Source organism: Pseudomonas sp. RIT-PI-S, assembly GCF_025642975.1.
GTDB lineage: Bacteria > Pseudomonadota > Gammaproteobacteria > Pseudomonadales > Pseudomonadaceae > Aquipseudomonas.
This window is the reverse complement of the sequence record NZ_JANZKJ010000022.1, coordinates 26,196-47,939: the sequence shown is the minus strand read 5'-3', so window position 1 is coordinate 47,939 and position 21,744 is coordinate 26,196. Positions and strand designations below refer to the sequence as shown.

Sequence of the window (21,744 nt, the reverse complement as noted above, 5' to 3'; positions counted from 1 at the left end):
GACCTCACATCCTGTCAAGCGTTTATTTCGAAGTTTTCAGAATTTCTCGTTCAACTTCAAACACTTGACCGCTTCACTAGCTCTCGAAGCGGGAGGCGAATTCTACAGCACTACAACCTGCTGTCAACTGCCTTTTTCACCGCTGCCGATCCGCAGACCGAAGCCACTTCCACCGCTTCTTGAAAGCTAACCCTCTGATTTACAAGGAGTTTGCCGTTCCGTTGTCGCTGGAAGTGGGGCGCATTATAAGGGCTTTCGGAGGGGCGTCAACAGTTATTTTAAGCCGGCACCAAATTCCCTGCGTTGCCGAGACACGGCCATTCCGTGATCATGCCCCCTCGCACCTACATCCAAGGCTGATCATGGCTTCCCCGGCATTCCTGCGTTCTTCCCTGTTCCCCATCGGCCTCCTGGTTATCGCAATGGCGTCCATTCAGTCCGGCGCCTCCCTGGCCAAGTCGTTGTTTCCTTTGATTGGCGCACCTGGCACTACAGCCATCCGCCTGGTATTTGCGTCGTTCATACTCTTGGTCGTGCTCCGCCCCTGGCAGGCGCGCATGTCTTCCAAAGCGTGGCGTCACGTGGCGGTCTATGGCATGGCACTGGGTGGCATGAATTTCCTCTTCTATATGTCGCTGCGCACGGTTCCTATCGGGATCGCTGTCGCGCTGGAATTCACAGGGCCGCTGGCGGTAGCGGTACTCTCTTCCAGGCGCAAGGTGGATTTCTGCTGGGTTGGGCTCGCGGTGGCAGGGCTACTGCTGCTGGTCCCTGGCGCTACCAGCGCCGGCGCGGTCGATCCCACCGGGGGGTTGTTCGCGCTCGGGGCGGGCGCCTGCTGGGCGCTCTATATCCTGTTTGGGCAAAAGGCTGGCGAAGCGAATGGGATTCAAACCGCCGGCATTGGCGTCGCCATTGCCGCGGCGTGCATAGCCCCATTCGGGGTAGCGTCGGCAGGCAGTGCCCTGCTCAACCCGGCCATTCTCCCGGCGGCTATCGGCGTGGCAATCTTGTCCACCGCGCTGCCTTATAGCTTGGAGATGGTCGCACTTACTCGCATACCGGCGCGTACCTTTGGCATTCTGATGAGCATGGAGCCGGCCATTGGTGCGCTGTCCGGCCTGCTCTTCCTAGGCGAGCTACTGACGCTGAACCAGTGGCTCGCCATTGCCGCGATTATCGCCGCGTCCGCAGGTGCCACCCTGACCATGCCACGGCAACCGGCAGCCCCGGTGGCTGCCGATTAGCCCGCTTTTATATGGCAGCGGTGCGCTCGTTCAGCCAGGCGAGGGCGGCTCCACTAACCAGTGGGGCGATGCGCTCGCGAACCAGAGAATGGTAGCCATTGAGCCAGTCCCGCTCATGCGGGGCCAAGCGCTCAGGAAGCAGGCAGCGCGTATCGATAGGGCATAGCGTCAGCGTTTCAAAGCAGAGGAATTCACCAAACTCGCTGCGCCCCGCCGCCCGGCTGGCCACCAGGTTCTCGATACGTACCCCCCAACGCCCCGGCCGATAAGTGCCGGGCTCGATGGAGGTGATCATCCCCTCCCGCATCGCGGTGTGCGGCGCTGCCGCAGCTTGATAGGCGATGACCTGAGGCCCTTCATGCACATTAAGGAAGTAACCCACGCCATGCCCAGTGCCGTGGCCGTAGTTGACATTACCCGCCCACAGCGGCGCCCGGGCAATGGCATCGAGCAGTGGCGTGAGAATGCCTTCTGGGAATCGTGCCGCAGACAAGGCCATCATGCCCTGAAGCACCCGGGTGCAGTCTTCCTTTTGCTCCTGCGTGGGCTCGCCTACCGGAACCATCCGCGTGATATCGGTGGTTCCGCCCAGGTATTGCCCTCCTGAGTCGATCAACAGCAGACCGTTGCCTTCGATGACCGAGTGAGATTCCTCGGTCGCACGGTAGTGAGGCAGTGCGCCGTTCGCCGCGAACGCTGCAATGGTGGCAAAACTCGGGCATACATAACCTGGCTGCCGCGCACGGGCCGCGAGGAGCTGCTCATCGATGGTCACTTCAGTCACCCGTTCCTGGCCCAGGGCAGCCTCCAGCCAGGCGAAGAATTCGCAAAGGGCGGCGCCGTCATGCGCCATGGCGCGGCGAATATGGGCCAGTTCCGCCTCACTCTTGCTGGCTTTGAACAGGGTTGACGGGTTGATCTGCTCGATCAGTTGCACCGGAACCGGCAATGCAGAGATCAGCCCCGCGGTCACCCGGGCCGGGTCGATCAGCAGCCGAGTAGCGGGATCCACGGCCGCCAGGTCAGCCGTCACCTGAGCGTACTCGCGCACCTCGATGCCATCCGCCGCCAATTGCTGCTGCAAGGCCGGGGCGAGCTTCCCCTCCCCCACCCACAGCACAGCGCCCTGCTCCTTGACCAGGGCGAAGGAGAGGAAGACCGGGTTATAGCTGACATCGCTGCCACGGAGATTGAACAGCCACGCGATGTCATCGACGGTGGCGATGAAATGAGCATTCGCCCCAGCTTTCGCCATGGCCTGGCGCACCCGCGCCAGCTTGCTCGCCACAGGCTCGGTCGCTTCTGGAGCCAGATGCGCAACCACCGGCTGCCACGGCAACGCTGGCCGGTCGGTCCAGATGTCAGCCAACCAATCACGTTCAGCAAGCAACTTGATGCCACGCGGGTCAAGCTTCTGTTTCAGGCTGCGTTCGGTTTGCAATGCCAATACCCGTGCGTCAACGGCCACGCGGCCGCCCTCGGGTACTTGCTCGGCCAACCATTCCAGCGGGCCGGGTTCCCCCGGCTGAAGCTTCATCAGCACCACGCCGGTGTCGGCGAGTTCGCGCTCGGCTTGCTCCCAATAGCGGCTATCGGCCCAGAGCCCAGCGAAGTTTCCGGCCACCACCAGCGTGCCTACGGAGCCGTTGAAACCTGAAAGCCAGCGCCTTGCCTGCCAGTGCCCAGGCAGGTACTCGGACAAGTGAGGGTCGGCGGACGGCACCAGAAGCGCGTCGAGCTGCTCGCGCGCCATCAGGGCGCGGACGGCGGCAATGCGGTCAGCGACCGAGGCCAGGGGACGAGAAGACGGGTTCATCGGAACTCCAGCACCATGAATAAAGAGTAATGATGCGGCACCCGAGCCCGCAGCGGCAAGTCACCGGCCGGTGGTCAAAAGGCTGAACTTACCTAAAGGTGGCTCTTCATAAGTGAAGAGGGCAGCCCATTATTTGCCTCGGCCGCCCTACCTCGCACATCGCCAAGCTGGAGGTTCACCATGCCCCGTGGAAGCAAAGACAAGTACACCGACAAGCAAAAAGACAAAGCCGCGGCCATCGAGAAACAGTACGAGGCCAAGGGTGTGCCAGCCAAAACCGCCGAAGCCCGAGCGTGGGCCACCGTCAACAAGCAGTCCGGCGGCGGCGAGAAATCCGGCGGTGGACGCACCACCAGCCCACAGGCGAAATCCCGCGCCCGGCACGACAGCGCGGAGCGCGCCGCAGCCAGCCGCAAGGGAGAGTCCCGCTCTTCGACCCACGCTCTGGCAAGCCAGACCAAGGCGTCATTGCTGGCCGAAGCGCGGGCAAAGGGCATCGCCGGGCGCTCGACCATGGACAAGCAAGCGCTGATCAACGCCCTACACAAAGCCTCTTGAAACGGAAGCCCGCCATGACTGCAGCCGCAGCCTACGCCGGGGTGCAGCTTCTCGCTGGAGAACGCCCCACCCCGGAGCACGAGCAAAAGGTTCACGAGAAACTGGGCATCATCCTCTGTGACTTGCTGGAAATCCGCCCGCCTCGGCTCATCGAGGTGGGTGACACTCAGGCCCAACACCCGTATTACCTTCCCGCGCGGACCTTGACCGGCATTGTGGCCGAGCAGCTCGGCATCCGCTCCGAGCAGAACTTCTTTGGGGGCTGGGTCAGCGATCCCTTTATTGCCACCAAAGCCATTTCCCATCCTTTATTCCCTGGCAGCGGCGCCCCCAGCAGTTGGCATGCGGGTTTCGCCGACCTGGCCGGTGACGCACTGCTCCCCGGCTGGACGGTGTTCAGCAAGGCAGACGCCCGCCGCGCCGGCTTGGCCATGCTCGAGCGGGCGCCATTGCGGCTAAAGCCAGTACGTGCCACGGCCGGGCGCGGCCAGCAGGTAATTACGCAACTGCCAGCACTCGATGCCGCCTTGGACGCCATGGACGATACCGAGCTGGCCCAATGGGGGCTTGTGCTTGAAGAAAATCTTGCCGACGTTGAGACCTTCAGCGTCGGCCAAGTGAGGGTGGGCAGCCACATCGCCAGCTACCATGGCACCCAGCGCCTTACCCAGGACAACGCAGGGGAATGGGTGTATGGCGGCTCTAACCTGGTGGTTTATCGGGGTGACTACAGCGCCATTCTGGAGCAGGAGCTGGCGCCGGCCGTACGCACCGCCATCGAGCAGGCGCGTAGCTATGAAGCGGCGGTGGAGCGCAGCTATCCAGGCTTCTTCGCCTCCCGGCGCAATTACGACATCGCCATCGGCACCACGCATGAAGGAAAACGACTCAGTGGTGTGCTGGAACAATCCTGGCGAGTGGGCGGCGCCAGCAGCGCCGAGCTGCTGGCCCTGCAAGCGTTCAAGAATGACCCGACCTTACGCCGAGTGAATGCCTCGACGCATGAAGTGTTCGGCGCTGCCACGGTTCCGCCGGGCGCTGAACTGTTCTTTGAAGGTGACGACGCCGAGGTTGGCCCAATCACCAAGTACGCACGGATTCAAACCCATGGCCATAGTGAGTGAACCTATCGAGCTGGCAACGGACGATCAGACCATCGCCGGCACCTTGATAAGCCCCAGCCCAAAACTTCCCGGCATCCTGTTCGTACATGGCTGGGGCGGTAGCCAGCAACGGGACCTGGGGCGTGCCAAGGGCATTACCGGCCTTGGCTGCGTATGCCTGACGTTCGACCTGCGCGGCCACGCGCGAACCGAAAGCCAGCGGCAAACGGTTACCCGCGACCAGAACCTGGCCGATGTGCTGGCGGCCTACGATCGGCTGGTCAGCCACCCTGATGTCGATCCAGAATCCATCGCCGTGGTCGGCAGCAGTTACGGTGGCTACCTGGCCACACTGCTGACTGCCCAGCGTCGCGTGCGCTGGCTGGGCCTGCGGGTGCCCGCGCTTTACTGGGACAAAGAGTGGGACGTGCCCAAGTCTGCGCTGAACAAGGAAGGGCTCGCCCATTATCGGCGGACTGTGCTCACGCCGGCGGATAATCGGGCACTAGCGGCCTGCGCGGAGTTTTCCGGAGACGTCCTGCTGGTTGAATCGGAACACGATGACTACGTGCCGCATACAACGTTGATGAGTTATCGCTCGGCGTTCGTATGTGCGCACTCGCTCACGTACAGGATGGTTGACGGCAGCGACCACGCCCTGACCAGCGAAGCTTGCCAAAAAGCCTATAGCACCCTGCTCACCAGCTGGATCAGCGAAATGATCATCGGCTCGCGGCTTGAGAACTACCCGCATCATTCCGCGCTGTACTCCTGAATCAGCTGTCGCGGCCTGCCTGGGGCGCGGCGGCGTCCTGGGCCAGCCCAGTGGCGTTGACGTTCTGCCCGCGGATCAGTTTCGCCCGCGCCTGCATGTATTGGTCATAGGGCAACCCCTGCCGGTTCAACGCTTCCATGGACAGCTCGAAACGCTCTTCGGCGGTATAGGGGCGGGTTTCGGGCCCTGCGGTGGTGCAGCCCGCCAGCACGGCGGCGGATATGAGGGTAAGCAGCAGCATCGAGCGTTTCATGGGTACCTCCAGCCCCATCGGGCGGTTACGTTTCGGGAATGAACACAGGCTAAGGCCGTGCTCGTTCACCGAGAAATCACCGGGTCTGATAGTGGCTATTGCTCAAGCGAGGTACCGCAGCGGCTCACCCCGGCCGTGAGCACGGGCCGGGGCAGCACGTTAACGAAAGAGCGGCTAGAGGGTGCCCTGAACCTTGCCCGCCACGTCCGCGGGAAGCCAGGCCTTGAGCCACTCCGGATGGCTGCGCAGCAACTCGACGGCCACCGTGCGGGGATCCTGATGCTTCTGGCTCATGCCCGCCAATGCTTGGTTCAGGGGATCGATCGGCAGGTCAACCTTGGCAAAGAAGCCGGTGATGTCCGGATGCGCCTGCTCGAATGGCTGAGACACCCCGATTGACAGCCGTGAAGCCAGGGATCGGGTTGGCCTGGGGTTCGGATTATTGGCATCGGTGAGGGTGTTCCAGGCTTGCGCATCGAAAGGAGGCTCTTGCAGCTGCACGAAATCGTACCGGCCCAATAACGGCGTGGGGCTCCAGTAGTAGAACAGCACCGGCTTGCCGCGCTGCACCGCAGAGCTGATCTCGGCATCCAACGCAGCGCCGGAACCCGCACGGAAGTTGGTGAAGGTGTCGTTCAGGCCGTAGGCCTTGAGCTTCTGCCCATTGACCACCTCGGAGGTCCAGCCGGTAGGGCTGTTGAGGAACCGGCCCTTGTCAGGGGACTCAGGATCGCGGAAGACGTCCTTGTATTTGGCCAGGTCCGTCACGCTGTGCAGGTCCGGCGCCAAAGGTTTGATGCCTTTGGCGGGATCACCGTGAATCACATAGGCCGGGACCCACCAACCCTCGGTGGCACCTTTGACGATGTCTCCAAGGCCCTTCACCTGGCCCTTGGCTTCGGCGTTGATCCAGACCGGGCTGCGCCCCGCCCATTCCTCACCAATGACCTGAATATCATTCTTGGCCAAGGCGGACTCGAGCGTGACGGTGGTCCCCGGCAGGGTTTCAGTGGGCAGGCCGTAGCCCTTCTCAACGATATACCGAAGCATTTCGGTGATCAGGCTGCCGCTTTCCCAGTTCAGTTCAGCGAAGCGAACAGTCTCGGCTGCCTTGGCGTTCGCCGCGGCACTCAGGCCGACCGCGGCACACACGGCCGCGAGCCACATACTAGGTTTTTTCATTGGAGCACCTCAGGCTTGGACAAATGACAGACCACAGCCTAGTTGAGGTTGCGCCGCGCGCTGCGCTTACTGTTCGCTTGCTTTGAACGTCAGCTCGCCATTACGCCACTTCGCCGCCTTTGCCACCGCGGCCTTGAGCGGCTTGGTCAAGCCGCCCACAAGTTGCTCGTTGGCGGCGAAAATCAACATCACGCTCTGCCCTTGGCGGAACAGTACGCCGCTGCCAAGCGGCGTCTCCACGAAGGCATATTCGCCCAGGCCATAGATGGTGAACTTAAGGTCACGAAACTTGATTTCAAACTTGCCGCCTTCCCGGCTGGGCAACACGGCAGCGCGAAAATGATCCCCTACTTTCAGTTGCAAGCCGGGTTTGTCGTCGACCACCAGTGCAGCTTCGGTATCGACTTCAGCCATGTACAAGCTGTCTGCGGATTGTTCGGTAATGTAGACAAAACGTGATTGAAATAACTTAACCAACTTTGCGCGTAAATCGCCCAGCACAAATAGCGCGTGCATATCCAGATTGCTGACTGCCAACGAAAGATCCTCAACCAGATGAAAGAACCGGTCGCCACCGCTTCAGCCGCCTTGCAGTTGGCCGGCGACTCCGCGGAAAAAGCCCTTGGTCTGAACAACGGGCCGGCGAAAAGAAAAAGCGACCTGAAGACGGTCGCGGCCACATGACAGGCGCCGGTATCAAGGATTCTCATCAAAAACACTCGCGAAGAAAAGCCCTTTCCGATCATTGTGGAAATCTGTAGGAAAAACGGCGAACTCCTGGCGCGCCCTGAGGCTCAAACCAGCGATGTAATCCTGTTTACGGAACGTTCAATCGGAGGCTCCATGGAAGACGTTCACTTCACCCTTGAAAGTCTGTTCGCACAGCTAGGCCTGGGCACGACCGAGGAGGAAATCGACAAGTTTATCGACGAACATCAACTTCCTGCGGACGTGAAGGTTTCGGAAGCAAGCTTCTGGAGCGAATCCCAGGCCAGCTTCCTCAAAGAAGCGATCCAGGGCGACGATGAAAAAGCGCCTTGGGTAGATGAGCTCAACACCCGGCTTCACCATGAAAGTAACGCCAAGGCCAGCTAACGCTGGCTCACCCGCCGGCCGCCTGGGGCTTGTAGCCCAGGCGCAGGCCACCCCAATGGCGCCCGCGGAGCATGATCGGCACCGAGAGGTCATGCATCAGCTCTCCGGTATCGCGCGTATAAGTTTGCAAGAGCAAGGGCTTCTGGTGGCTGCCGCAGCGGATGCCGGTGCGATCGTCGAACTTGCGCTTGCTTCTTGAATACACCATGTCCTGCTTAAGGTCGCCGCTGGGTGGGCGGCTGAATGCCTGGTTGTGCGTGGGCACGTAGCCCTCGGGCGTGCAGGCGATCGCAAACACCATGCCCTCATGGCGTTTGAGCAGGGGTTCCTGGATCGCGGGCAGTACCTCGTCCGTATAGCGATCGAAACGGGTCTGATACTTGGCCGGCGCTGTGCCGGCAATCACCCGATACTGCCGGTCGAAGAGGTCTTCCAGGGTGATGCGGCCCGCTGCCAGGTCCTGCTCGAAACGCGCTTCTATCGCTTGCGCGCCCTCCACGGCCAGGCTGTACACACGCTGGTGATACTCATCCAGCCCGACCTCAGCCAACCGTTCGCTGATCACCTCGGCCTGGCGTTCCATCCGCGCCGCCGCCTCGGCCAATGCCCGGGTTTGCTGGTCACTGCTGGCGAGATCCTCGCGCATGCCGGCAACCGCCGAGAATAGTTCTTCGAGCTGCTGCTGGTTGCCCTGAGCGCCTTCGGCGATGGTCTGTACCTGCTGTTCTACGCCCTCGGCCAACCCGGCAATCCGTTCCAGCTCGCCGCCGGTATGCTCGACCTGCTCCAGACCGCGGTCCAGATCCTCGCTGAGCAGGCCGATCTGCTCAACCACCTCGGCGGTGCGTTGCTGGATTTCCAGCACCATGCGCCCTACTTCCTCGGTAGCGGTCGCGGTACGCCCGGCCAGGCTGCGTACTTCATCGGCGACGACGGCGAAACCGCGCCCGTGCTCGCCAGCGCGAGCAGCCTCGATCGCTGCGTTCAACGCCAACAGGTTAGTCTGGCTGGCGATGGACTGAATCACCAGCGCCACTCGCTGAATGTCCTCGCTACGCTGGCTGAGCACTTCAATGGACTGACGGCTGCGGTTGGCACGCTCGCTCAGCTGCTGCATCCGGCCGATGGATTCGGCCAGCACACCGCGGCCGTGGGCGCTGCTCTGCCGGGCCTGGGAGGCTGCTTCCAGAGCTTGCGCACTGAAGGAACTCGCCACTTCCTCGGTGCGAATCATGGCCTCGGCGTTGGCGACGATGCGCGCAGCGGCGGCAAGCTGGGACTGCACCCTCCCGGCCAGCTGGCGAACCGACCAGGCGACACCGGCCGCGGAAAGCGCATTGTGGCTGGTAGCTTTGGACAAGTCCTGGGTCAGGGCTGTCATGGCTGTTGCCGCTGCGGCATTGACTACAACGGCCCTGCCCCTCGGCACCATCGGTAACCATACGGCCAGCAAGGTCAGCGCCGCGGTAGCGAGTGGAGGCCATCCGGCCAGCGTGGCACCCGCCACCGCGGCCACCGCCAATACGCTTTGCAGCACCGCACGCCACCAATGCCGCGCAGCAGCGGTGGCCGGTACGTCATGGGAAGAAGGTAAACCCTGCACTGCACCAGGAAGGTTCATGCTCGCGACTCCAGCGGGGGGACGTTGTTATTGGTCTTCCCCCATCTTGGGCTATCGTCGCGAAGGCAGCCATGCGGCCTTGGTCGCACGCGATGACTGGTGTCGCAGGTCGGGCCTCAGGCCTGGCGCTGGTGGCGGTCGATCTGCTCGTGGCGCTCCTGGGCCTCGATGCAGTACTTGGTGGTCGGGCTGATCAACAGGCGCTTGAGGCCGATTGGCTCGCCGCTGTCTTCACACCAGCCGAAGGTGTCCTCGGCGATACGGCCCAGCGCTTGTTCAAGCTGCGGCAGCAGGCGCTGATCGCGTTCGATGGCGTTGACCAACCAGTGGCGCTCTTCTTCCACGGAAGCGGCATCTGCCGGGTCTGCCGGGGAGTCCAGGCTCTCGATGGCCGAACGGCTCTCGTCGATGCGCGCCTGGGTTTCGACCTTCATGGCCTGCAGCAGCTTGGTGAAGTAAGCCTGCTGGTCGGCGTTCATGTAGTCATCGGCCGGCATCGCCAGCAACTTTTCCTTCGTCATTGATATCTCGATAAACCTGGTGAGACGGATCGGTGGCCGGTCACCCTGGCAGGGCCGGGCGACGGTAATAGTCAAATGAGGGGCGGGAGTCTACGGCCGCGACGGGCAAGCAGCAATACCGCTGGCGCAATTGGCCGCCGTGGGGTGCATAGGTGCCCTCTGTCGGGAAGCGGCTGGAAACATGAAACTTCCCGGCGAGCGAGTTCAATAATGAGTCTCATTATGTTACAAAACGAAATCTCATTACCTTTACCGCGGTGCCAGATGCTCGTCCCGTTCCTGATCATGCTGCGCGAAGGCATAGAAGCTGCGCTGATCGTCGGCATTATTGCCAGTTATCTCAAGCAGACCGGCCGGGGCGAGTGGATGCCCGCCGTTTGGGTAGGGGTATTTCTTGCCTGCGCGCTGGCATTGCTGGCCGGGGGCGGGCTGGAGCTGGCCAGCGCCGAGTTCCCGCAAAAGCAGCAAGAGTTATTCGAGGGCCTGATCGGCCTGGCGGCGGTGGGCATTCTCAGTTCGATGGTGTTCTGGATGCGCAAGGTCGCACGGTCGATCAAGCAGTCGCTGCACGCTTCCCTTGACCAGGCCTTGGCGGGGTCGCGCAACCAGGTGTTCGCTCTTATCGCCATGGTGTTCTTCGCCGTCGCGCGGGAAGGCTTGGAAACCGTGTTCTTCCTGCTGGCGGTGTTCCAGCAGAGCGACGGTGCCAGCGCTCCGTTGGGCGCGCTGCTGGGGCTGATCGCGGCGGTACTGGCAGGCGTCGCCCTGTATCGCGGGAGCCTGAAACTCAACCTGTCGCGGTTCTTCCGTTGGACAGGGCTGTTCATTCTGGTAGTCGCGGCCGGCATCCTCGCTAATTCCGTGCAGGCGCTGCACGAAGCAGGCGTGTGGAATGGCTTGCAGCAAGTGGTATTCGACTGGAGCGCCCAGTTGCCAGTCGACAGCCCTACCGGGGCAATCCTGGCCGGCATGTTCGGCTACCAGGACACCCCGACCATAAGCACTCTCGGCGCCTGGGCCGGCTACCTGGTGGTCGCTCTCGTGCTGTTCTTTACCCCGGATCGCGCGCGCCGTGGCGCCGCACCTTCTGTCAGTCACCCTTAAGGGTCTTTCATGCCCAACTCTGCACCTCGGCCGCCCCGCCTCCTGCGCGTGGCGGTTGCCGGTTCGGTGGTCTTGATGATCGCCGCAGGCGGCCTGTTCTACTATGCCGCGAACGTCGCCACGCAAAAGCGCAAGGCGCACGCTGGCCAGGAAACGCTGGTTACCATCCTTGATCACAGCTGTGAACCCGCAGCGTTGAGCGTACCCGCCGGCAAGGCGGCGTTTCGCATCGTCAACGCCTCCGACCGTGCGGTGGAATGGGAGATCCTCGATGGCGTGCTGGTGCTCGAGGAGCGCGAGAACATCGCCCCCGGCATGAGCCAGCTGATCAACGCCAGCCTTGAGCCCGGCCACTATGCAATCACCTGCGGGCTGCTCAGCAATCCACGTGGCAGCCTGACGGTGACTGCCACCGCCGAGTCCGACGCCCGCGCGAAGGCGCGCCCGTCGCTGACCACCTTTATCGGCCCGCTCTCCGAATACCGGGTGTACCTCAGCCAACAAGGCTCGGCATTGATCAAGGCCGTGGGGGAGCTGACAGCCGCGCTAAGCGCCGGCGACCTGCCCCGCGCCCGTGAACTCTATGCGCCCGCCCGGGCCGCTTACCAGCGCATCGCCGGCGCGGCGCAACGCCTGGCGGAACTGAACAATGCCATCGACGCCCGTGCCGATTACTACGAGCAGCGCGAGCAAGACCCAGCCTTCGCCGGTTTCCACCGCCTGGAATACGGGCTGTTCGGCCAGAACGCAGGTGCTGCGCAGGCGCTGGCACCCGTTGCGCAAAAGCTGCTAGCCGATGTGAACCAGCTCAGGGCCCAGCTTCTCGCTCAGCCCATCCCACCGGACCAGCTGGTCGCCATGGTTTCGCGCAATCTGCGCACCCTGGCCGAGCACCGGTTCAACGGCGAAGAGGAGCGTTACAGCCATCAGGACCTCAATGGCTTCGCCGCCAACCTCGAAGGCACCAACAAGGTGATTGGGCTGCTGCGCCCCCTGGTGGAGAAGAACGCCGGCGACCTGCAAGCCAGGATCGACCAGGCCAGCGCCGCGCTCGCCGAGCAGCTGCAAGCCCAGCGCACCAATGGCCAATACCCCCCCTATGACCAGCTGGCCCAGCCGCAGCGCCAAGCCATCGCCGACCGCGCGCGCGCCCTGGCCGACGCCCTGGACGGCATCGACCCGGCCCTCGGCCTGTCCGATCTGTGAAGGCATGCAATGACTGACAAACCTATCCTCCCCTCCCCCGAACGTCGCCGCGTGCTGCTTGGCCTGGGTGCCGCGGGCGCAGCCCTGGCCGGGAGTGGCCTGGGCTGCCCGATGCTGGCGCAGGCTAACGAGGGCAAGGTGACCGAGGCGCCGAAAAGCGAGCGCACTGGGGACCGTCATCCGTACGAAGGGCTGCATCAAGCCGGTATCGTCACGCCACGCCCAACCGCGGGCATGGTGGTCGCCTTCGATGTGCTCGCCAATGACCGGGGCGATCTGGAGCGGCTGTTCCGCACCCTGGACGAGCGCATCCGTTTTCTAGTCCAGGGCGGCCCTGCCCCGGCCCTGGACCCGAAGCTACCTCCCGCCGATTCCGGCATCCTCGGCCCGGTGGTGAGCCCGGACAACCTCACCATCACCGTTTCCGTGGGCGCTTCGCTGTTCGACGACCGCTACGGCCTGGAAGCGCTCAAGCCGCGCCGGTTGAGCCGCATGGTGGGCTTCCCCAACGATGCGCTCGAAGAAGACCGCTGCCACGGCGATCTCAGCCTGCAGTTTTGCTCGAACACCGCCGACACCAACATCCATGCGTTGCGCGACATCATCAAGAACCTTCCGGACCTGCTCTTCGTGCGCTGGAAGCAGGAAGGCACGGTGCCGCCGCAGGCGCCGACCAAGCCGGGCGAGCCGGCACAGAACGCGCGTAACTTCCTGGGCTTTCGCGACGGCAGCGCCAACCCGGACTCTACCGATCTGGCCCAGATGGATCGCCTGGTGTGGGTGCAACCGGCCAGCGACGAGCCCGCTTGGGCGGCGCATGGCAGCTACCAGGCGGTGCGGATCATCCGTAACTTCGTCGAACGCTGGGACCGCACGCCCTTGCAGGAGCAGGAGGGGATCTTCGGCCGCCGTAAGGACAGCGGCGCGCCCATGCACGGCGGCAACGAGTTCACCCTGCCCGATTACCAGAACGATGCCGAGGGCAAGCTGACCCGGCTGGACGCGCACATCCGCCTGGCCAACCCGCGTACGCCGGGCAGCGAGGCGAACCTGATCCTGCGCCGCCCCTTTAACTATTCCAACGGCGTGAACAAGAACGGCCAGCTGGACATGGGTTTGCTGTTCATCTGTTACCAGGCCGACCTGGAGCAAGGCTTCATTACCGTCCAGCGCCGCCTCAATGGCGAGCCGCTGGAGGAATACCTCAAACCCACCGGCGGGGGCTACTTCTTCACCCTCCCCGGCGTGCGCGGCCCCGAAGACTTCATCGGCCGCACACTGCTACTCGCTACGCCTTCCAACAACACCACCACTTGACCTAGGGGATGCTCCATATGAAACAGACCTTGCTCGCGTCCATGATTGCCATGACCGCCCTCGCAGCACCCGCGTTCGCCGCGGCGCCAGCGGCCCTGGACCTCGTGCAGCCGATCTCCGACTACAAAATCTACGTGACCGAGGAAGTGGACAAACTGGTCACCGAGACCCAGGCCTTCACCGACGCGGTCAAGGCTGGCGACGTCGCCAAGGCCAAGAAACTCTATGCCCCCACCCGCGTGCACTACGAGGCGATCGAGCCTATCGCCGAACTGTTTAGCGACCTGGATGCCTCCATCGACTCGCGCGTGGATGATCATGAAAAAGGCGTGACCGCCGAAGACTTCACCGGTTTCCATCGGATCGAGTATTACCTGTTCGACAAGAACACCACCAAGGGCTCCGAAGCTTTCGCCGACCAGCTGATCAAGGACGTCAAAGACCTGCAAGGGCGCATCGCTGGCCTGACCTTCCCGCCTGAGAAGGTCGTGGGTGGCGCTGCCGCGCTGCTCGAAGAAGTGGCCGCTACCAAGGTCAGCGGCGAAGAAGACCGCTACAGCCACACCGACCTGTATGACTTCCAGGGCAACGTGGACGGCGCGAAGAAAATCGTCGAGCTGTTCCGCCCGCAGATCGAAACCCAGGACAAAGCCTTCGCGGCCAAGGTCGACAAGAACTTCGCCACCGTGGAGAACATCCTGGCCAAGTACAAGACCAAGGACGGCGGCTTCGAAACCTATGACAAGGTCAAGGAACGCGACCGCAAAGCGCTGATCGGCCCGGTGAATACCCTGGCCGAAGACCTGTCCACCCTGCGTGGCAAGCTGGGCCTGAACTAAGGCCGCGGCGCCCTTGCCTGTGCAGGCACAGGCGCTGGCCCGAGAACCGCTGCGAGCGGGTTCTCGGGCTTAGCCTGCTCCTGCAAACGTGTATGCCCCTCCAACACGCTGCTTGATAACACCCCTGCTACCCTTGTTCCGGCCCGGCTCGGCAATTAGATTGCCCAGCCATGAGCCATTCAACCCAAGGGACCCGCATGGCGCTCAACGATCAGACCATTAGCTTGCGCGAAGGCGAGGAACTCGATGGCCACGCCGTCGACGCCTGCCTCAAGGCACACCTGCCTAACCTCACCGGTACGCCGGCCATACGCCAGTTTCCCGGAGGCGCCTCCAACCTGACCTACCTGCTCGCCTACCCTGACCGCGAGCTGGTGCTGCGCCGCCCGCCCTTCGGCCACAAAGCCCGCAGCGCCCACGACATGGCGCGCGAATACCGCATTCTGGATAAGCTCAGCCGCGGCTTCGGTTATTGCCCGCGGCCGGTGCTGCTGTGCACCGATGAAAGCGTGATTGGCGCGCAATTCTATGTGATGGAGCGGCTGCGTGGAGTGATCCTGCGCAAGGACCTTCCGCCCGAGCTTGGCCTCGACGCCGAAGCGACCACGGCCTTGTGCAAGAGCTTCATCGACCGCCTGGTCGAATTGCATCAGGTCGACTACACCGCCCTCGGCCTGGCCGACCTGGGCCGCCCGGAAGGCTACGTGAAGCGGCAGATCGACGGCTGGTGCGAGCGTTACACCAATGCCATCACCCCGGATGCGCCGGCTTGGGAAACCGTCATGGCCTGGTTGCGTGACAAGATGCCCGCCGACAGCGGTCATGCCAGCCTCATCCATAACGACTACCGCTTCGACAACGTGATACTCGACCCGGCCAACCCCACGCGCATCACTGGCGTGCTGGACTGGGAGCTGGCCACCCTTGGCGACCCCTTGATGGACTTGGGCAATTGCCTGGCCTACTGGATCGAAGCCGGGGACCCGCAACCCGTGCAGCTCACCCGGCGCCAGCCGAGCAATGCGCCAGGCATGCTCACCCGGGCCGAAATGGTCGCCTATTACGCGGAGCGTTCCGGGATTGCCGTCGGCAACTTCGACTTCTACTACGTGCAGGGGCTGTTCCGCCTCGCCGGCATCGTGCAGCAGATCTACTACCGCTACTACCACGGGCAAACGCGTGACCCGCGTTTCGCTCCGTTCATTGGCATGAACGCCTTGCTCGAACAGATGAGCTTGCAGGCGATCGGCCGCTCGGCCCTTTGACAGGAGGTTTCATGTCCACCGACCTTTTCGACCTTTCCGGCAAGATCGCCTTCGTTTCAGGCGCCAGCCGCGGCATCGGCGAGGCTATCGCCCGCCTGTTGGCCCGCCAGGGTGCCCATGTGATCGTATCCAGCCGCAAACTGGAGGGCTGCCAGGCTGTCGCCGAGGCCATCGTCGCCGAAGGGGGCCAAGCCACCGCCATTGCCTGCCACATCGGTGAGCTGGAGCAGATCCAAGCGACCTTCGAAACCATCAAGGAACGCTTCGGCCGCCTCGATGTACTGGTCAACAATGCCGCGACCAACCCGCAGTTCTGCCATGTGCTGGACACTGACGTGTCGGCCTTCCAGAAGACTGTCGACGTGAACATCCGCGGCTACTTCTTCATGTCGGTGGAAGCCGGCAAGCTCATGCGCACCCATGGCGGCGGCAGCATCATCAACGTCGCCTCGATCAACGGCGTGACCCCAGGGGCCTTCCAGGGCATTTATTCGGTCACCAAGGCGGCAGTGATCAACATGACCAAGGTGTTCGCCAAGGAGTGCGCGCCACTGGGCATCCGTTGCAATGCCCTGCTGCCGGGCCTGACCGACACCAAGTTCGCTTCGGCGCTGGTCAGCAACGAGAAAATCCTGTCCCACGCCTTGACCCATATCCCGCTGGGCCGCGTGGCCGCTCCAGACGAAATGGCCGGCGCCGTGCTGTACCTGGCCAGCGCGGCTTCGAGCTACACCACCGGGACCGCGCTAAACGTGGATGGGGGCTACCTGTCCTAACCTGTGCGCGTGTGATTCGCGGGCTGCGCCAGCACCTACCCGGTTCAATCCATCGAACAGGGCGGAGCCTGTGAAGCCCGCGAACCTGCGGCGCGTGCGAACACGGCGGCCGCCTGGTTCGCAGGCTGGCGCCCGCTCGCGGAACATGGGGTAGAATGCCGCACCGTTCCCAAGCAGCCCACCCCATGCCTTTCGATCTCAGCGTTGCGCCGACCACCCTCGCTATTCTCGCCGCTGTTGCCTTCCTTGCCGGTTTCATCGACGCCATCGCAGGCGGAGGCGGCTTGTTGACCACGCCGGCGCTGCTCACCGCCGGCCTGCCGCCGCATTTGGTGCTGGGCACCAACAAGCTCAGCTCAACCTTCGGTTCGGCAACCGCCAGCTTCACCTATTACCGGCGCAAGCTGTTCAACCCCCGGCAATGGCGCAACGCGCTGGTATGCACGGCCATAGGCTCACTGATCGGCGCCGTGGTCGCCCACTACCTCCCGGCGCAATGGCTGAACAAAATGCTGCCGGTGATCGTGTTCGCCTGTGGGCTTTACCTGTTGTTCGGCGGCACCCCGAAGGCCCCCCTGGACAGCAACGCGCTCATTCGTAAAACCTGGCAAGGGCCACAAGGGCTGGGGCTGGGGTTCTATGACGGGGTAGCCGGCCCAGGCACCGGTGCCTTCTGGACCGTCAGCACACTGCTGCTGTACCCCATCGACCTGGTCAAGGCCAGCGGCGTGGCGCGCAGCATGAACTTCGTCAGCAACATCGCTGCCTTGGTGGTGTTCATTGCTAACGACCAAGTGGACTGGCTGATTGGCCTGAGCATGGGCTTGAGCCTGATGGTGGGCGCCTTCCTCGGCGCGCGCACCGCAATCAGCGGTGGCGCGGCGTTCATCCGCCCGGTGTTTATCTGCGTGGTGCTTGCGCTGACGGTGCGCCTAGCCTGGCAGCACTGGTTCGGCCAAGCCTGAGCGGCGAGCCACATAAAGGTCGATCAGATAGCGGGCGATCGAGCGAGCGGCTGGCAGAGGCGGCAAGGCATCGATGCGGAACCAGCGCGCATCCTCGATTTCGTCCACCTGCGGGATGATCTCGCCACTGGCGTATTCGGCATGGAAGCCCAGCATCATCGAGTGGGGGAACGGCCAGCACTGGCTGGCGATGTACTGGATGTTGCGCACCTCCAGGCTGACCTCTTCGCGAACTTCGCGGATCACACATTCCTCGGCGGACTCGCCCGGCTCGGCGAAGCCCGCCAGGGTGCTATAGACCCCCGTGACGAACCGTGGCGAGCGCGCCAGCAGTATTTCATCGCCACGGGTGATCAACACGATCATGCTCGGCGAAATGCGCGGGTAGCTGCGCAGGTCGCAGCGATCACAGTACATGGCGCGCTCGCCGGGCACTTGGACCATAGGCTTGCCACAGCTGCCACAAAACCGATGCTCCCGGGCCCAGGTGCCGATCTGCGCGGCGTAGGCCAACATGCGGAAGTGAGCAAAATCGGCCTGCAACATAAACTTGCGCAGCCCTTGCCACTGGCAGTTGTCGACATGCACCGGCCCCTCGAACTCCACCAGGTATACCGGCTGGTCATCGAGGCGGCCAATGCCATGCTCGAACAACACCGGCAGCCCCAGGCCCTTGAGCCAGTCGCGGGCGAACAGTACGCCCTGGCTGTCATGCATGAAGCCTTCCGGGCTACGGGCCACGGCCCAGCCGCCGGTGGGCGTGGTATCGAGTACAGCAGTGCTCCAGCGATGTTCCATGTTCAAACCCTGCCAATGAGCGCGGTCAGTTGAACCAATCTGCGAGGCCCAGCCTGCGATGCCCGGTTTGCGAGACCCGGCCTGCGAGAGACGCGATCAGTCTTCGAATCGCGCGGTCTGTTTGCTCATGCTTGCCATCATGGCCAGCTTGAGGTCGGCCGACTGCAGCATGGCGGCATTCCAGGTAGCGACGTACTCCAGGCCATCGGCTACCGAATGGTCGCGCATGTAGCTGAGCATGCGCTTGGTGCCAGTTACCGCGATGGGAGACTTGCAGGCAATCTGGCCGGCCAGGTCGAATACTCCTTCCAACAGCGCCTCAGAGGTAGGGAACACCTGGTTGACCAGCCCCAGGCGCAGCGCCTCGGCGGCCCTCACTTCGCGCCCGGTATAGGCAAGCTCGCGCAGCATGCCGTCGCCGATGATCCGCGGTAGCCGCTGCAAGGTGCCCACGTCAGCGGCCATGCCCATGTCCACTTCCTTGATGGAGAACCGTGCGTCTTCGCTGCAATAGCGCATGTCGCAGGTGGCGATCAGGTCCACCGCCCCGCCGATGCAGTAGCCCTGGATAGCCGCGAGCACCGGCTTGCCGCAACGTTCCACGGCCGTCAGCGCGTTCTGCAGGGAGTGGATCTTGCGGCGCAGCAGGCGCGCGTTGCGCCCTACGTCCGGGCCGAGTTCAGCGGCCACGCCTGCCAGCAAGGCAAGGTCGATGCCGGCGCTGAAGTGCTCGCCCGCGCCGCTGAGCACCACGGCGCGAACGTCGTCAGCGGTGTCCAGCTCGGTGAAAATGGCTTCGATTTCCGTCCAGAACGCCGCATTCATCGCATTGCGCTTTTCTGCCCGGTTGATCTGCACGTGGGCCACCGCCCCCTGCCGCTCCACGCGAAACGCACTGTACTCGGTCATCGCCAGCTCCCTGATTATTATTGAGGCCGGACTATACCAAGCCGCCCGGCCCGGGTCATCGCTCGCCAGCGGGCAGCCCCCGGGGCAGGATAAAGCGCTCGATCGCCGTGGCGACCCCATCTTCCTCGTTACTGCCGCTGACCTCGTCGGCGGCGGCGCGCACCTCACTGGAGGCCTGCCCCATGGCGATAGCCAGGCCCGCGCGCTTGAACATGGCGATGTCGTTATGGCCATCGCCGAGCACCGCGGTGGCCTCCAGCGCGATGTTCAAGTGCCTCGCCAGGCGAACCAGCGCTTCGCCTTTGTCCGCCTCTAGCGCAGTCACATCCAGGTAGTAGGCTTGTGACCGCGCCGCGTGGGCTTGGCCCGCCAGCAAGGGCTGAAGCGCCGCTTCCAACCGCTCCAGCAGCGCGTGGTCCGCCGTGGTAGCGACGATCTTGTCGACCCGGCCCAACCATGGGCTGAAGTCGCTGACCTGCACCGCGTCGTAGCCCAGCGCGTGGCGTTCGGTTTGCAAATGCGCGGCGGAAAAGTCCTTGAGCAACCATTCACCGTCGGCGAACAGCCACACGTCCACCGGATGCTCGGCAAAGAAGGCCAATGCGGTGCGGACTGCCTCTGGCGCGATGGTGTGGGCCTCAAGGACGCGCCCGTCAGGGCAAACCAGGCGGCCGCCGTTGAAGCCTGCCAGCGGTGCGGTGATGCCCAACGCTCGCGCCTGCTCCAGCATGGCCCGGGGCGGTCGCGCGCTGGCCAGGGTGAACAGCACGCCGGCGTCATGCAAGCGGCCAACCGCGGCCACTACCGCGGGCGCCAGGCTGTGGTCACGGCGCAGCAGGGTGCCGTCCATGTCGCTGAGTACCAGCTCGATCGGCGCGCTCATCCCAGCGAATGCCAGGCGCGGCCGTCACGGGCCAGCAGCTCGTCCGCCCCTGCCGGGCCGTCGGTGCCCGCCGGGTACTCCTCCACCTGCGCATTGCTGGCCCAGGCATCGAGGAAGGGCTGCACGGCGCGCCAGCCGTTCTCGATATTGTCCGCCCGCTGGAACAGGGTCTGGTCGCCGGTGAAGCAATCGTAGAGCAAGGTCTCGTAGCCGGTGGAGGGCTGCATCTGGAAGAAGTCCTTGTAGGCGAACCCCAGCTTGACGTTATCCACCACCAGCGCGGGCCCTGGCCGCTTGGCCTGCAGGTCGAACCACATGCCTTCGTCCGGTTGAATCTGGATATGCAGGAAATTGGGCTTGATGTAATCCACGTTGGTGTCGCGGAACTGAGCATAGGGCGCCGGCTTGAAGCAAATGGCGATTTCCGTGTCCCGCACGCTCAGCCGCTTGCCGGTGCGCAGATAGAACGGCACGCCCATCCAGCGCCAGTTATCGATCATCACCTTGAGTGCCACGTAGGTTTCGGTCTGGCTCTGCGGGTCTACCCGCTGCTCTTCCCGGTACCCCGGCATGCCCTGCTCCCCCGCGCGGTACTGCGCGCGTACGGAGTTGGCCAGCGCCTCCTCCGTCGACCACGGGCGGATCGCACCTATGACCTTGGCTTTCTCCCCGCGTACCGCATCGGCGCCGAAGGCGGCCGGCGGCTCCATCGCTACCATTGCCAGCAGCTGGAACAGGTGATTGGGCACCATGTCACGCAGCGCGCCGATCTGGTCGTAGAAGTTACCACGGGTTTCCACGCCCACGGTTTCTGCGGCGGTGATCTGCACGTGGTCAATGTAGTGGTTGTTCCAGAAGGCTTCGAAGATGCCGTTCGAGAAACGGTTGACCATGATGTTCTGCACGGTTTCCTTGCCCAGGTAATGATCGATGCGGTAGATCTGCCGCTCGTCCATCACCTCCAGCAATTGCCGGTTCAGCTCCTGGGCGGTGGCAAGGTCAGAGCCGAACGGCTTCTCCACCACTACCCGGCGATACGCCTGGGGCTGCTCGTAAAGCAAGCCGGCGCGGTTCAGCCGCTGCGAGACTTCAGTGAAAAACCGCGGGGACGTCGCCAGGTAAAACACCGCGTTACCCGTCCCGTTCGCCTGTAGCTTGCGGGCAATCGTCTGGTAGGTTTCGTCGTCGGTGAAGTCGCCGGTCACATAGCCGATCCGCTCGGCCAGGGGCCCCCACACCGCGGGGTCGATAGCCGTATCGGCTTGTTCGGGATGCTTGGCGCGGACCTGCTCGACGATAAACGCCTTGAGCCGCTCAGCGAATTCGGCGTCGCCGACCGGGTTATGGTCCACACCGACGATATGCAAATGGGGATCGAGCAGGCCGTCGCGCGCCAGGTTATAGATCGCCGGCATCAGCAGGCGCTTTACCAGGTCGCCATGGGCGCCGAAAAGAAAGAGGGTAGCCGGTGGGGCCGGATCGGCCGTGGTTTTGCCTCGCTTCATACTGGT

The 21,744-nt window shown here is 63.4% G+C and carries 24 protein-coding genes; 14 read left to right on the top strand and 10 right to left on the bottom strand.

Annotated features, from left to right (window positions below; genetic code table 11):
• Both OGL93_RS21715 and rhtA read left to right on the top strand, forming a co-directional pair.
• The coding region (locus OGL93_RS21715; RefSeq protein ID WP_263265087.1) for a hypothetical protein at positions 1 to 183 on the top strand (183 nt) is incomplete at its 5' end.
• A gap of 179 nt (positions 184 to 362) precedes the next feature.
• A complete protein-coding gene (gene rhtA, locus OGL93_RS21710; protein ID WP_263265086.1) occupies positions 363 to 1,247 on the top strand; it encodes a threonine/homoserine exporter RhtA in 885 nt (294 codons plus the stop codon).
• 7 nt (positions 1,248 to 1,254) lie between these two features.
• Here the strand turns inward: rhtA and OGL93_RS21705 are convergent, their stop codons facing one another.
• Positions 1,255 to 3,063 carry an aminopeptidase P family protein gene (locus tag OGL93_RS21705; RefSeq protein WP_263265085.1) on the bottom strand — a complete coding sequence of 603 codons (1,809 nt, stop codon included), beginning with the start codon at positions 3,061 to 3,063 and terminating at the stop codon, positions 1,255 to 1,257.
• Positions 3,064 to 3,243: 180 nt separating this feature from the next.
• Here OGL93_RS21705 and OGL93_RS21700 point away from each other — a divergent pair, with 180 nt between their 5' ends.
• The 3 genes from OGL93_RS21700 to OGL93_RS21690 are packed head-to-tail and all read left to right on the top strand — an operon-like array spanning position 3,244 to position 5,499.
• Complete coding sequence (locus OGL93_RS21700; RefSeq protein ID WP_263265084.1) at positions 3,244 to 3,621, top strand: termination factor Rho; 378 nt, start codon at positions 3,244 to 3,246, stop codon at positions 3,619 to 3,621.
• A 14-nt stretch (positions 3,622 to 3,635) separates the two neighbouring features.
• Positions 3,636 to 4,745 carry a DUF3182 family protein gene (locus OGL93_RS21695; RefSeq protein WP_263265083.1) on the top strand — a complete coding sequence of 370 codons (1,110 nt, stop codon included), beginning with the start codon at positions 3,636 to 3,638 and terminating at the stop codon, positions 4,743 to 4,745.
• Entirely contained in the window at positions 4,729 to 5,499 is a 771-nt protein-coding gene (locus OGL93_RS21690; RefSeq protein WP_263265082.1) for an alpha/beta fold hydrolase, read from the top strand. The genes OGL93_RS21695 and OGL93_RS21690 overlap by 17 nt, the downstream gene beginning before the upstream one ends.
• Before the next feature lies 1 nt (position 5,500).
• Here the strand turns inward: OGL93_RS21690 and OGL93_RS21685 are convergent, their stop codons facing one another.
• From OGL93_RS21685 to OGL93_RS21675, 3 genes are all read right to left on the bottom strand, one after another.
• Complete coding sequence (locus OGL93_RS21685; protein WP_263265081.1) at positions 5,501 to 5,752, bottom strand: hypothetical protein; 252 nt, start codon at positions 5,750 to 5,752, stop codon at positions 5,501 to 5,503.
• Positions 5,753 to 5,926: 174 nt separating this feature from the next.
• Positions 5,927 to 6,934 carry an ABC transporter substrate-binding protein gene (locus OGL93_RS21680; RefSeq protein ID WP_263265080.1) on the bottom strand — a complete coding sequence of 336 codons (1,008 nt, stop codon included), beginning with the start codon at positions 6,932 to 6,934 and terminating at the stop codon, positions 5,927 to 5,929.
• A 66-nt stretch (positions 6,935 to 7,000) separates the two neighbouring features.
• Positions 7,001 to 7,471 (bottom strand): hypothetical protein, encoded by a 471-nt coding sequence (locus OGL93_RS21675; protein ID WP_263265079.1) that lies wholly within the window; start codon positions 7,469 to 7,471, stop codon positions 7,001 to 7,003.
• 18 nt (positions 7,472 to 7,489) lie between these two features.
• On the opposite strand from OGL93_RS21675, the gene OGL93_RS21670 reads away from it, so the two are divergent.
• A complete protein-coding gene (locus OGL93_RS21670) occupies positions 7,490 to 7,618 on the top strand; it encodes a hypothetical protein (RefSeq protein ID WP_263265078.1) in 129 nt (42 codons plus the stop codon).
• A 159-nt stretch (positions 7,619 to 7,777) separates the two neighbouring features.
• Positions 7,778 to 8,029: a DUF2789 domain-containing protein gene (locus tag OGL93_RS21665; RefSeq protein WP_263265077.1), complete on the top strand. Its 252-nt coding sequence runs from the start codon at positions 7,778 to 7,780 to the stop codon at positions 8,027 to 8,029.
• A 7-nt stretch (positions 8,030 to 8,036) separates the two neighbouring features.
• Here OGL93_RS21665 and OGL93_RS21660 read toward each other — a convergent pair whose 3' ends face one another.
• Positions 8,037 to 9,650 (bottom strand): methyl-accepting chemotaxis protein, encoded by a 1,614-nt coding sequence (locus tag OGL93_RS21660; RefSeq protein WP_263265076.1) that lies wholly within the window; start codon positions 9,648 to 9,650, stop codon positions 8,037 to 8,039.
• Between the two features lie 116 nt (positions 9,651 to 9,766).
• On the bottom strand, positions 9,767 to 10,171 hold the full coding sequence (locus tag OGL93_RS21655) for a TraR/DksA C4-type zinc finger protein (RefSeq protein WP_263265075.1): 405 nt from the start codon (positions 10,169 to 10,171) through the stop codon (positions 9,767 to 9,769).
• Positions 10,172 to 10,435: 264 nt separating this feature from the next.
• On the opposite strand from OGL93_RS21655, the gene efeU reads away from it, so the two are divergent.
• The 7 genes from efeU to OGL93_RS21620 all read left to right on the top strand — a co-directional run bounded on the left by efeU (position 10,436) and on the right by OGL93_RS21620 (position 17,643).
• Positions 10,436 to 11,275 carry an iron uptake transporter permease EfeU gene (efeU, locus tag OGL93_RS21650; protein ID WP_263265074.1) on the top strand — a complete coding sequence of 280 codons (840 nt, stop codon included), beginning with the start codon at positions 10,436 to 10,438 and terminating at the stop codon, positions 11,273 to 11,275.
• Between the two features lie 9 nt (positions 11,276 to 11,284).
• Positions 11,285 to 12,481 carry an iron uptake system protein EfeO gene (efeO, locus tag OGL93_RS21645; protein ID WP_263265073.1) on the top strand — a complete coding sequence of 399 codons (1,197 nt, stop codon included), beginning with the start codon at positions 11,285 to 11,287 and terminating at the stop codon, positions 12,479 to 12,481.
• A 9-nt stretch (positions 12,482 to 12,490) separates the two neighbouring features.
• On the top strand, positions 12,491 to 13,798 hold the full coding sequence (gene efeB, locus OGL93_RS21640; RefSeq protein ID WP_263265072.1) for an iron uptake transporter deferrochelatase/peroxidase subunit: 1,308 nt from the start codon (positions 12,491 to 12,493) through the stop codon (positions 13,796 to 13,798).
• 17 nt (positions 13,799 to 13,815) lie between these two features.
• A complete protein-coding gene (efeO, locus tag OGL93_RS21635) occupies positions 13,816 to 14,637 on the top strand; it encodes an iron uptake system protein EfeO (protein WP_263265071.1) in 822 nt (273 codons plus the stop codon).
• 197 nt (positions 14,638 to 14,834) lie between these two features.
• Complete coding sequence (locus OGL93_RS21630) at positions 14,835 to 15,902, top strand: phosphotransferase family protein (RefSeq protein ID WP_263265090.1); 1,068 nt, start codon at positions 14,835 to 14,837, stop codon at positions 15,900 to 15,902.
• Positions 15,903 to 15,913: 11 nt separating this feature from the next.
• Positions 15,914 to 16,678 (top strand): SDR family oxidoreductase, encoded by a 765-nt coding sequence (locus OGL93_RS21625; protein ID WP_263265070.1) that lies wholly within the window; start codon positions 15,914 to 15,916, stop codon positions 16,676 to 16,678.
• A gap of 185 nt (positions 16,679 to 16,863) precedes the next feature.
• Entirely contained in the window at positions 16,864 to 17,643 is a 780-nt protein-coding gene (locus OGL93_RS21620) for a TSUP family transporter (protein ID WP_263265069.1), read from the top strand.
• Here OGL93_RS21620 and nudC read toward each other — a convergent pair.
• The 4 genes from nudC to zwf all read right to left on the bottom strand — a co-directional run bounded on the left by nudC (position 17,611) and on the right by zwf (position 21,738).
• Positions 17,611 to 18,441: an NAD(+) diphosphatase gene (gene nudC, locus OGL93_RS21615; RefSeq protein WP_263265068.1), complete on the bottom strand. Its 831-nt coding sequence runs from the start codon at positions 18,439 to 18,441 to the stop codon at positions 17,611 to 17,613. The two genes, OGL93_RS21620 and nudC, sit on opposite strands and share 33 nt — an antisense overlap.
• Before the next feature lie 96 nt (positions 18,442 to 18,537).
• Positions 18,538 to 19,350 (bottom strand): crotonase/enoyl-CoA hydratase family protein, encoded by an 813-nt coding sequence (locus OGL93_RS21610; RefSeq protein ID WP_263265067.1) that lies wholly within the window; start codon positions 19,348 to 19,350, stop codon positions 18,538 to 18,540.
• Positions 19,351 to 19,405: 55 nt separating this feature from the next.
• Complete coding sequence (locus OGL93_RS21605) at positions 19,406 to 20,233, bottom strand: HAD family hydrolase (protein WP_263265066.1); 828 nt, start codon at positions 20,231 to 20,233, stop codon at positions 19,406 to 19,408.
• Positions 20,230 to 21,738: a glucose-6-phosphate dehydrogenase gene (gene zwf, locus OGL93_RS21600; RefSeq protein WP_263265065.1), complete on the bottom strand. Its 1,509-nt coding sequence runs from the start codon at positions 21,736 to 21,738 to the stop codon at positions 20,230 to 20,232. Before zwf ends, OGL93_RS21605 begins: the two co-directional genes overlap by 4 nt.
• Positions 21,739 to 21,744 lie beyond the last annotated feature (6 nt).

What these genes read in the sequence shown, in the direction of transcription:
- rhtA (WP_263265086.1), top strand. Translation starts at nt 363, where the DNA reads ATGGCTTCCCCGGCATTCCTGCGTTCTTCCCTGTTCCCCATCGGCCTC.
- OGL93_RS21705 (WP_263265085.1), bottom strand. Translation starts at nt 3,063, where the DNA reads ATGAACCCGTCTTCTCGTCCCCTGGCCTCGGTCGCTGACCGCATTGCC.
- OGL93_RS21700 (WP_263265084.1), top strand. Translation starts at nt 3,244, where the DNA reads ATGCCCCGTGGAAGCAAAGACAAGTACACCGACAAGCAAAAAGACAAA.
- OGL93_RS21695 (WP_263265083.1), top strand. Translation starts at nt 3,636, where the DNA reads ATGACTGCAGCCGCAGCCTACGCCGGGGTGCAGCTTCTCGCTGGAGAA.
- OGL93_RS21690 (WP_263265082.1), top strand. Translation starts at nt 4,729, where the DNA reads ATGGCCATAGTGAGTGAACCTATCGAGCTGGCAACGGACGATCAGACC.
- OGL93_RS21685 (WP_263265081.1), bottom strand. Translation starts at nt 5,752, where the DNA reads ATGAAACGCTCGATGCTGCTGCTTACCCTCATATCCGCCGCCGTGCTG.
- OGL93_RS21680 (WP_263265080.1), bottom strand. Translation starts at nt 6,934, where the DNA reads ATGAAAAAACCTAGTATGTGGCTCGCGGCCGTGTGTGCCGCGGTCGGC.
- OGL93_RS21670 (WP_263265078.1), top strand. Translation starts at nt 7,490, where the DNA reads ATGAAAGAACCGGTCGCCACCGCTTCAGCCGCCTTGCAGTTGGCCGGC.
- OGL93_RS21665 (WP_263265077.1), top strand. Translation starts at nt 7,778, where the DNA reads ATGGAAGACGTTCACTTCACCCTTGAAAGTCTGTTCGCACAGCTAGGC.
- OGL93_RS21660 (WP_263265076.1), bottom strand. Translation starts at nt 9,650, where the DNA reads ATGAACCTTCCTGGTGCAGTGCAGGGTTTACCTTCTTCCCATGACGTA.
- OGL93_RS21655 (WP_263265075.1), bottom strand. Translation starts at nt 10,171, where the DNA reads ATGACGAAGGAAAAGTTGCTGGCGATGCCGGCCGATGACTACATGAAC.
- efeU (WP_263265074.1), top strand. Translation starts at nt 10,436, where the DNA reads ATGCTCGTCCCGTTCCTGATCATGCTGCGCGAAGGCATAGAAGCTGCG.
- efeO (WP_263265073.1), top strand. Translation starts at nt 11,285, where the DNA reads ATGCCCAACTCTGCACCTCGGCCGCCCCGCCTCCTGCGCGTGGCGGTT.
- efeB (WP_263265072.1), top strand. Translation starts at nt 12,491, where the DNA reads ATGACTGACAAACCTATCCTCCCCTCCCCCGAACGTCGCCGCGTGCTG.
- efeO (WP_263265071.1), top strand. Translation starts at nt 13,816, where the DNA reads ATGAAACAGACCTTGCTCGCGTCCATGATTGCCATGACCGCCCTCGCA.
- OGL93_RS21630 (WP_263265090.1), top strand. Translation starts at nt 14,835, where the DNA reads ATGGCGCTCAACGATCAGACCATTAGCTTGCGCGAAGGCGAGGAACTC.
- OGL93_RS21625 (WP_263265070.1), top strand. Translation starts at nt 15,914, where the DNA reads ATGTCCACCGACCTTTTCGACCTTTCCGGCAAGATCGCCTTCGTTTCA.
- OGL93_RS21620 (WP_263265069.1), top strand. Translation starts at nt 16,864, where the DNA reads ATGCCTTTCGATCTCAGCGTTGCGCCGACCACCCTCGCTATTCTCGCC.
- nudC (WP_263265068.1), bottom strand. Translation starts at nt 18,441, where the DNA reads ATGGAACATCGCTGGAGCACTGCTGTACTCGATACCACGCCCACCGGC.
- OGL93_RS21610 (WP_263265067.1), bottom strand. Translation starts at nt 19,350, where the DNA reads ATGACCGAGTACAGTGCGTTTCGCGTGGAGCGGCAGGGGGCGGTGGCC.
- OGL93_RS21605 (WP_263265066.1), bottom strand. Translation starts at nt 20,233, where the DNA reads ATGAGCGCGCCGATCGAGCTGGTACTCAGCGACATGGACGGCACCCTG.
- zwf (WP_263265065.1), bottom strand. Translation starts at nt 21,738, where the DNA reads ATGAAGCGAGGCAAAACCACGGCCGATCCGGCCCCACCGGCTACCCTC.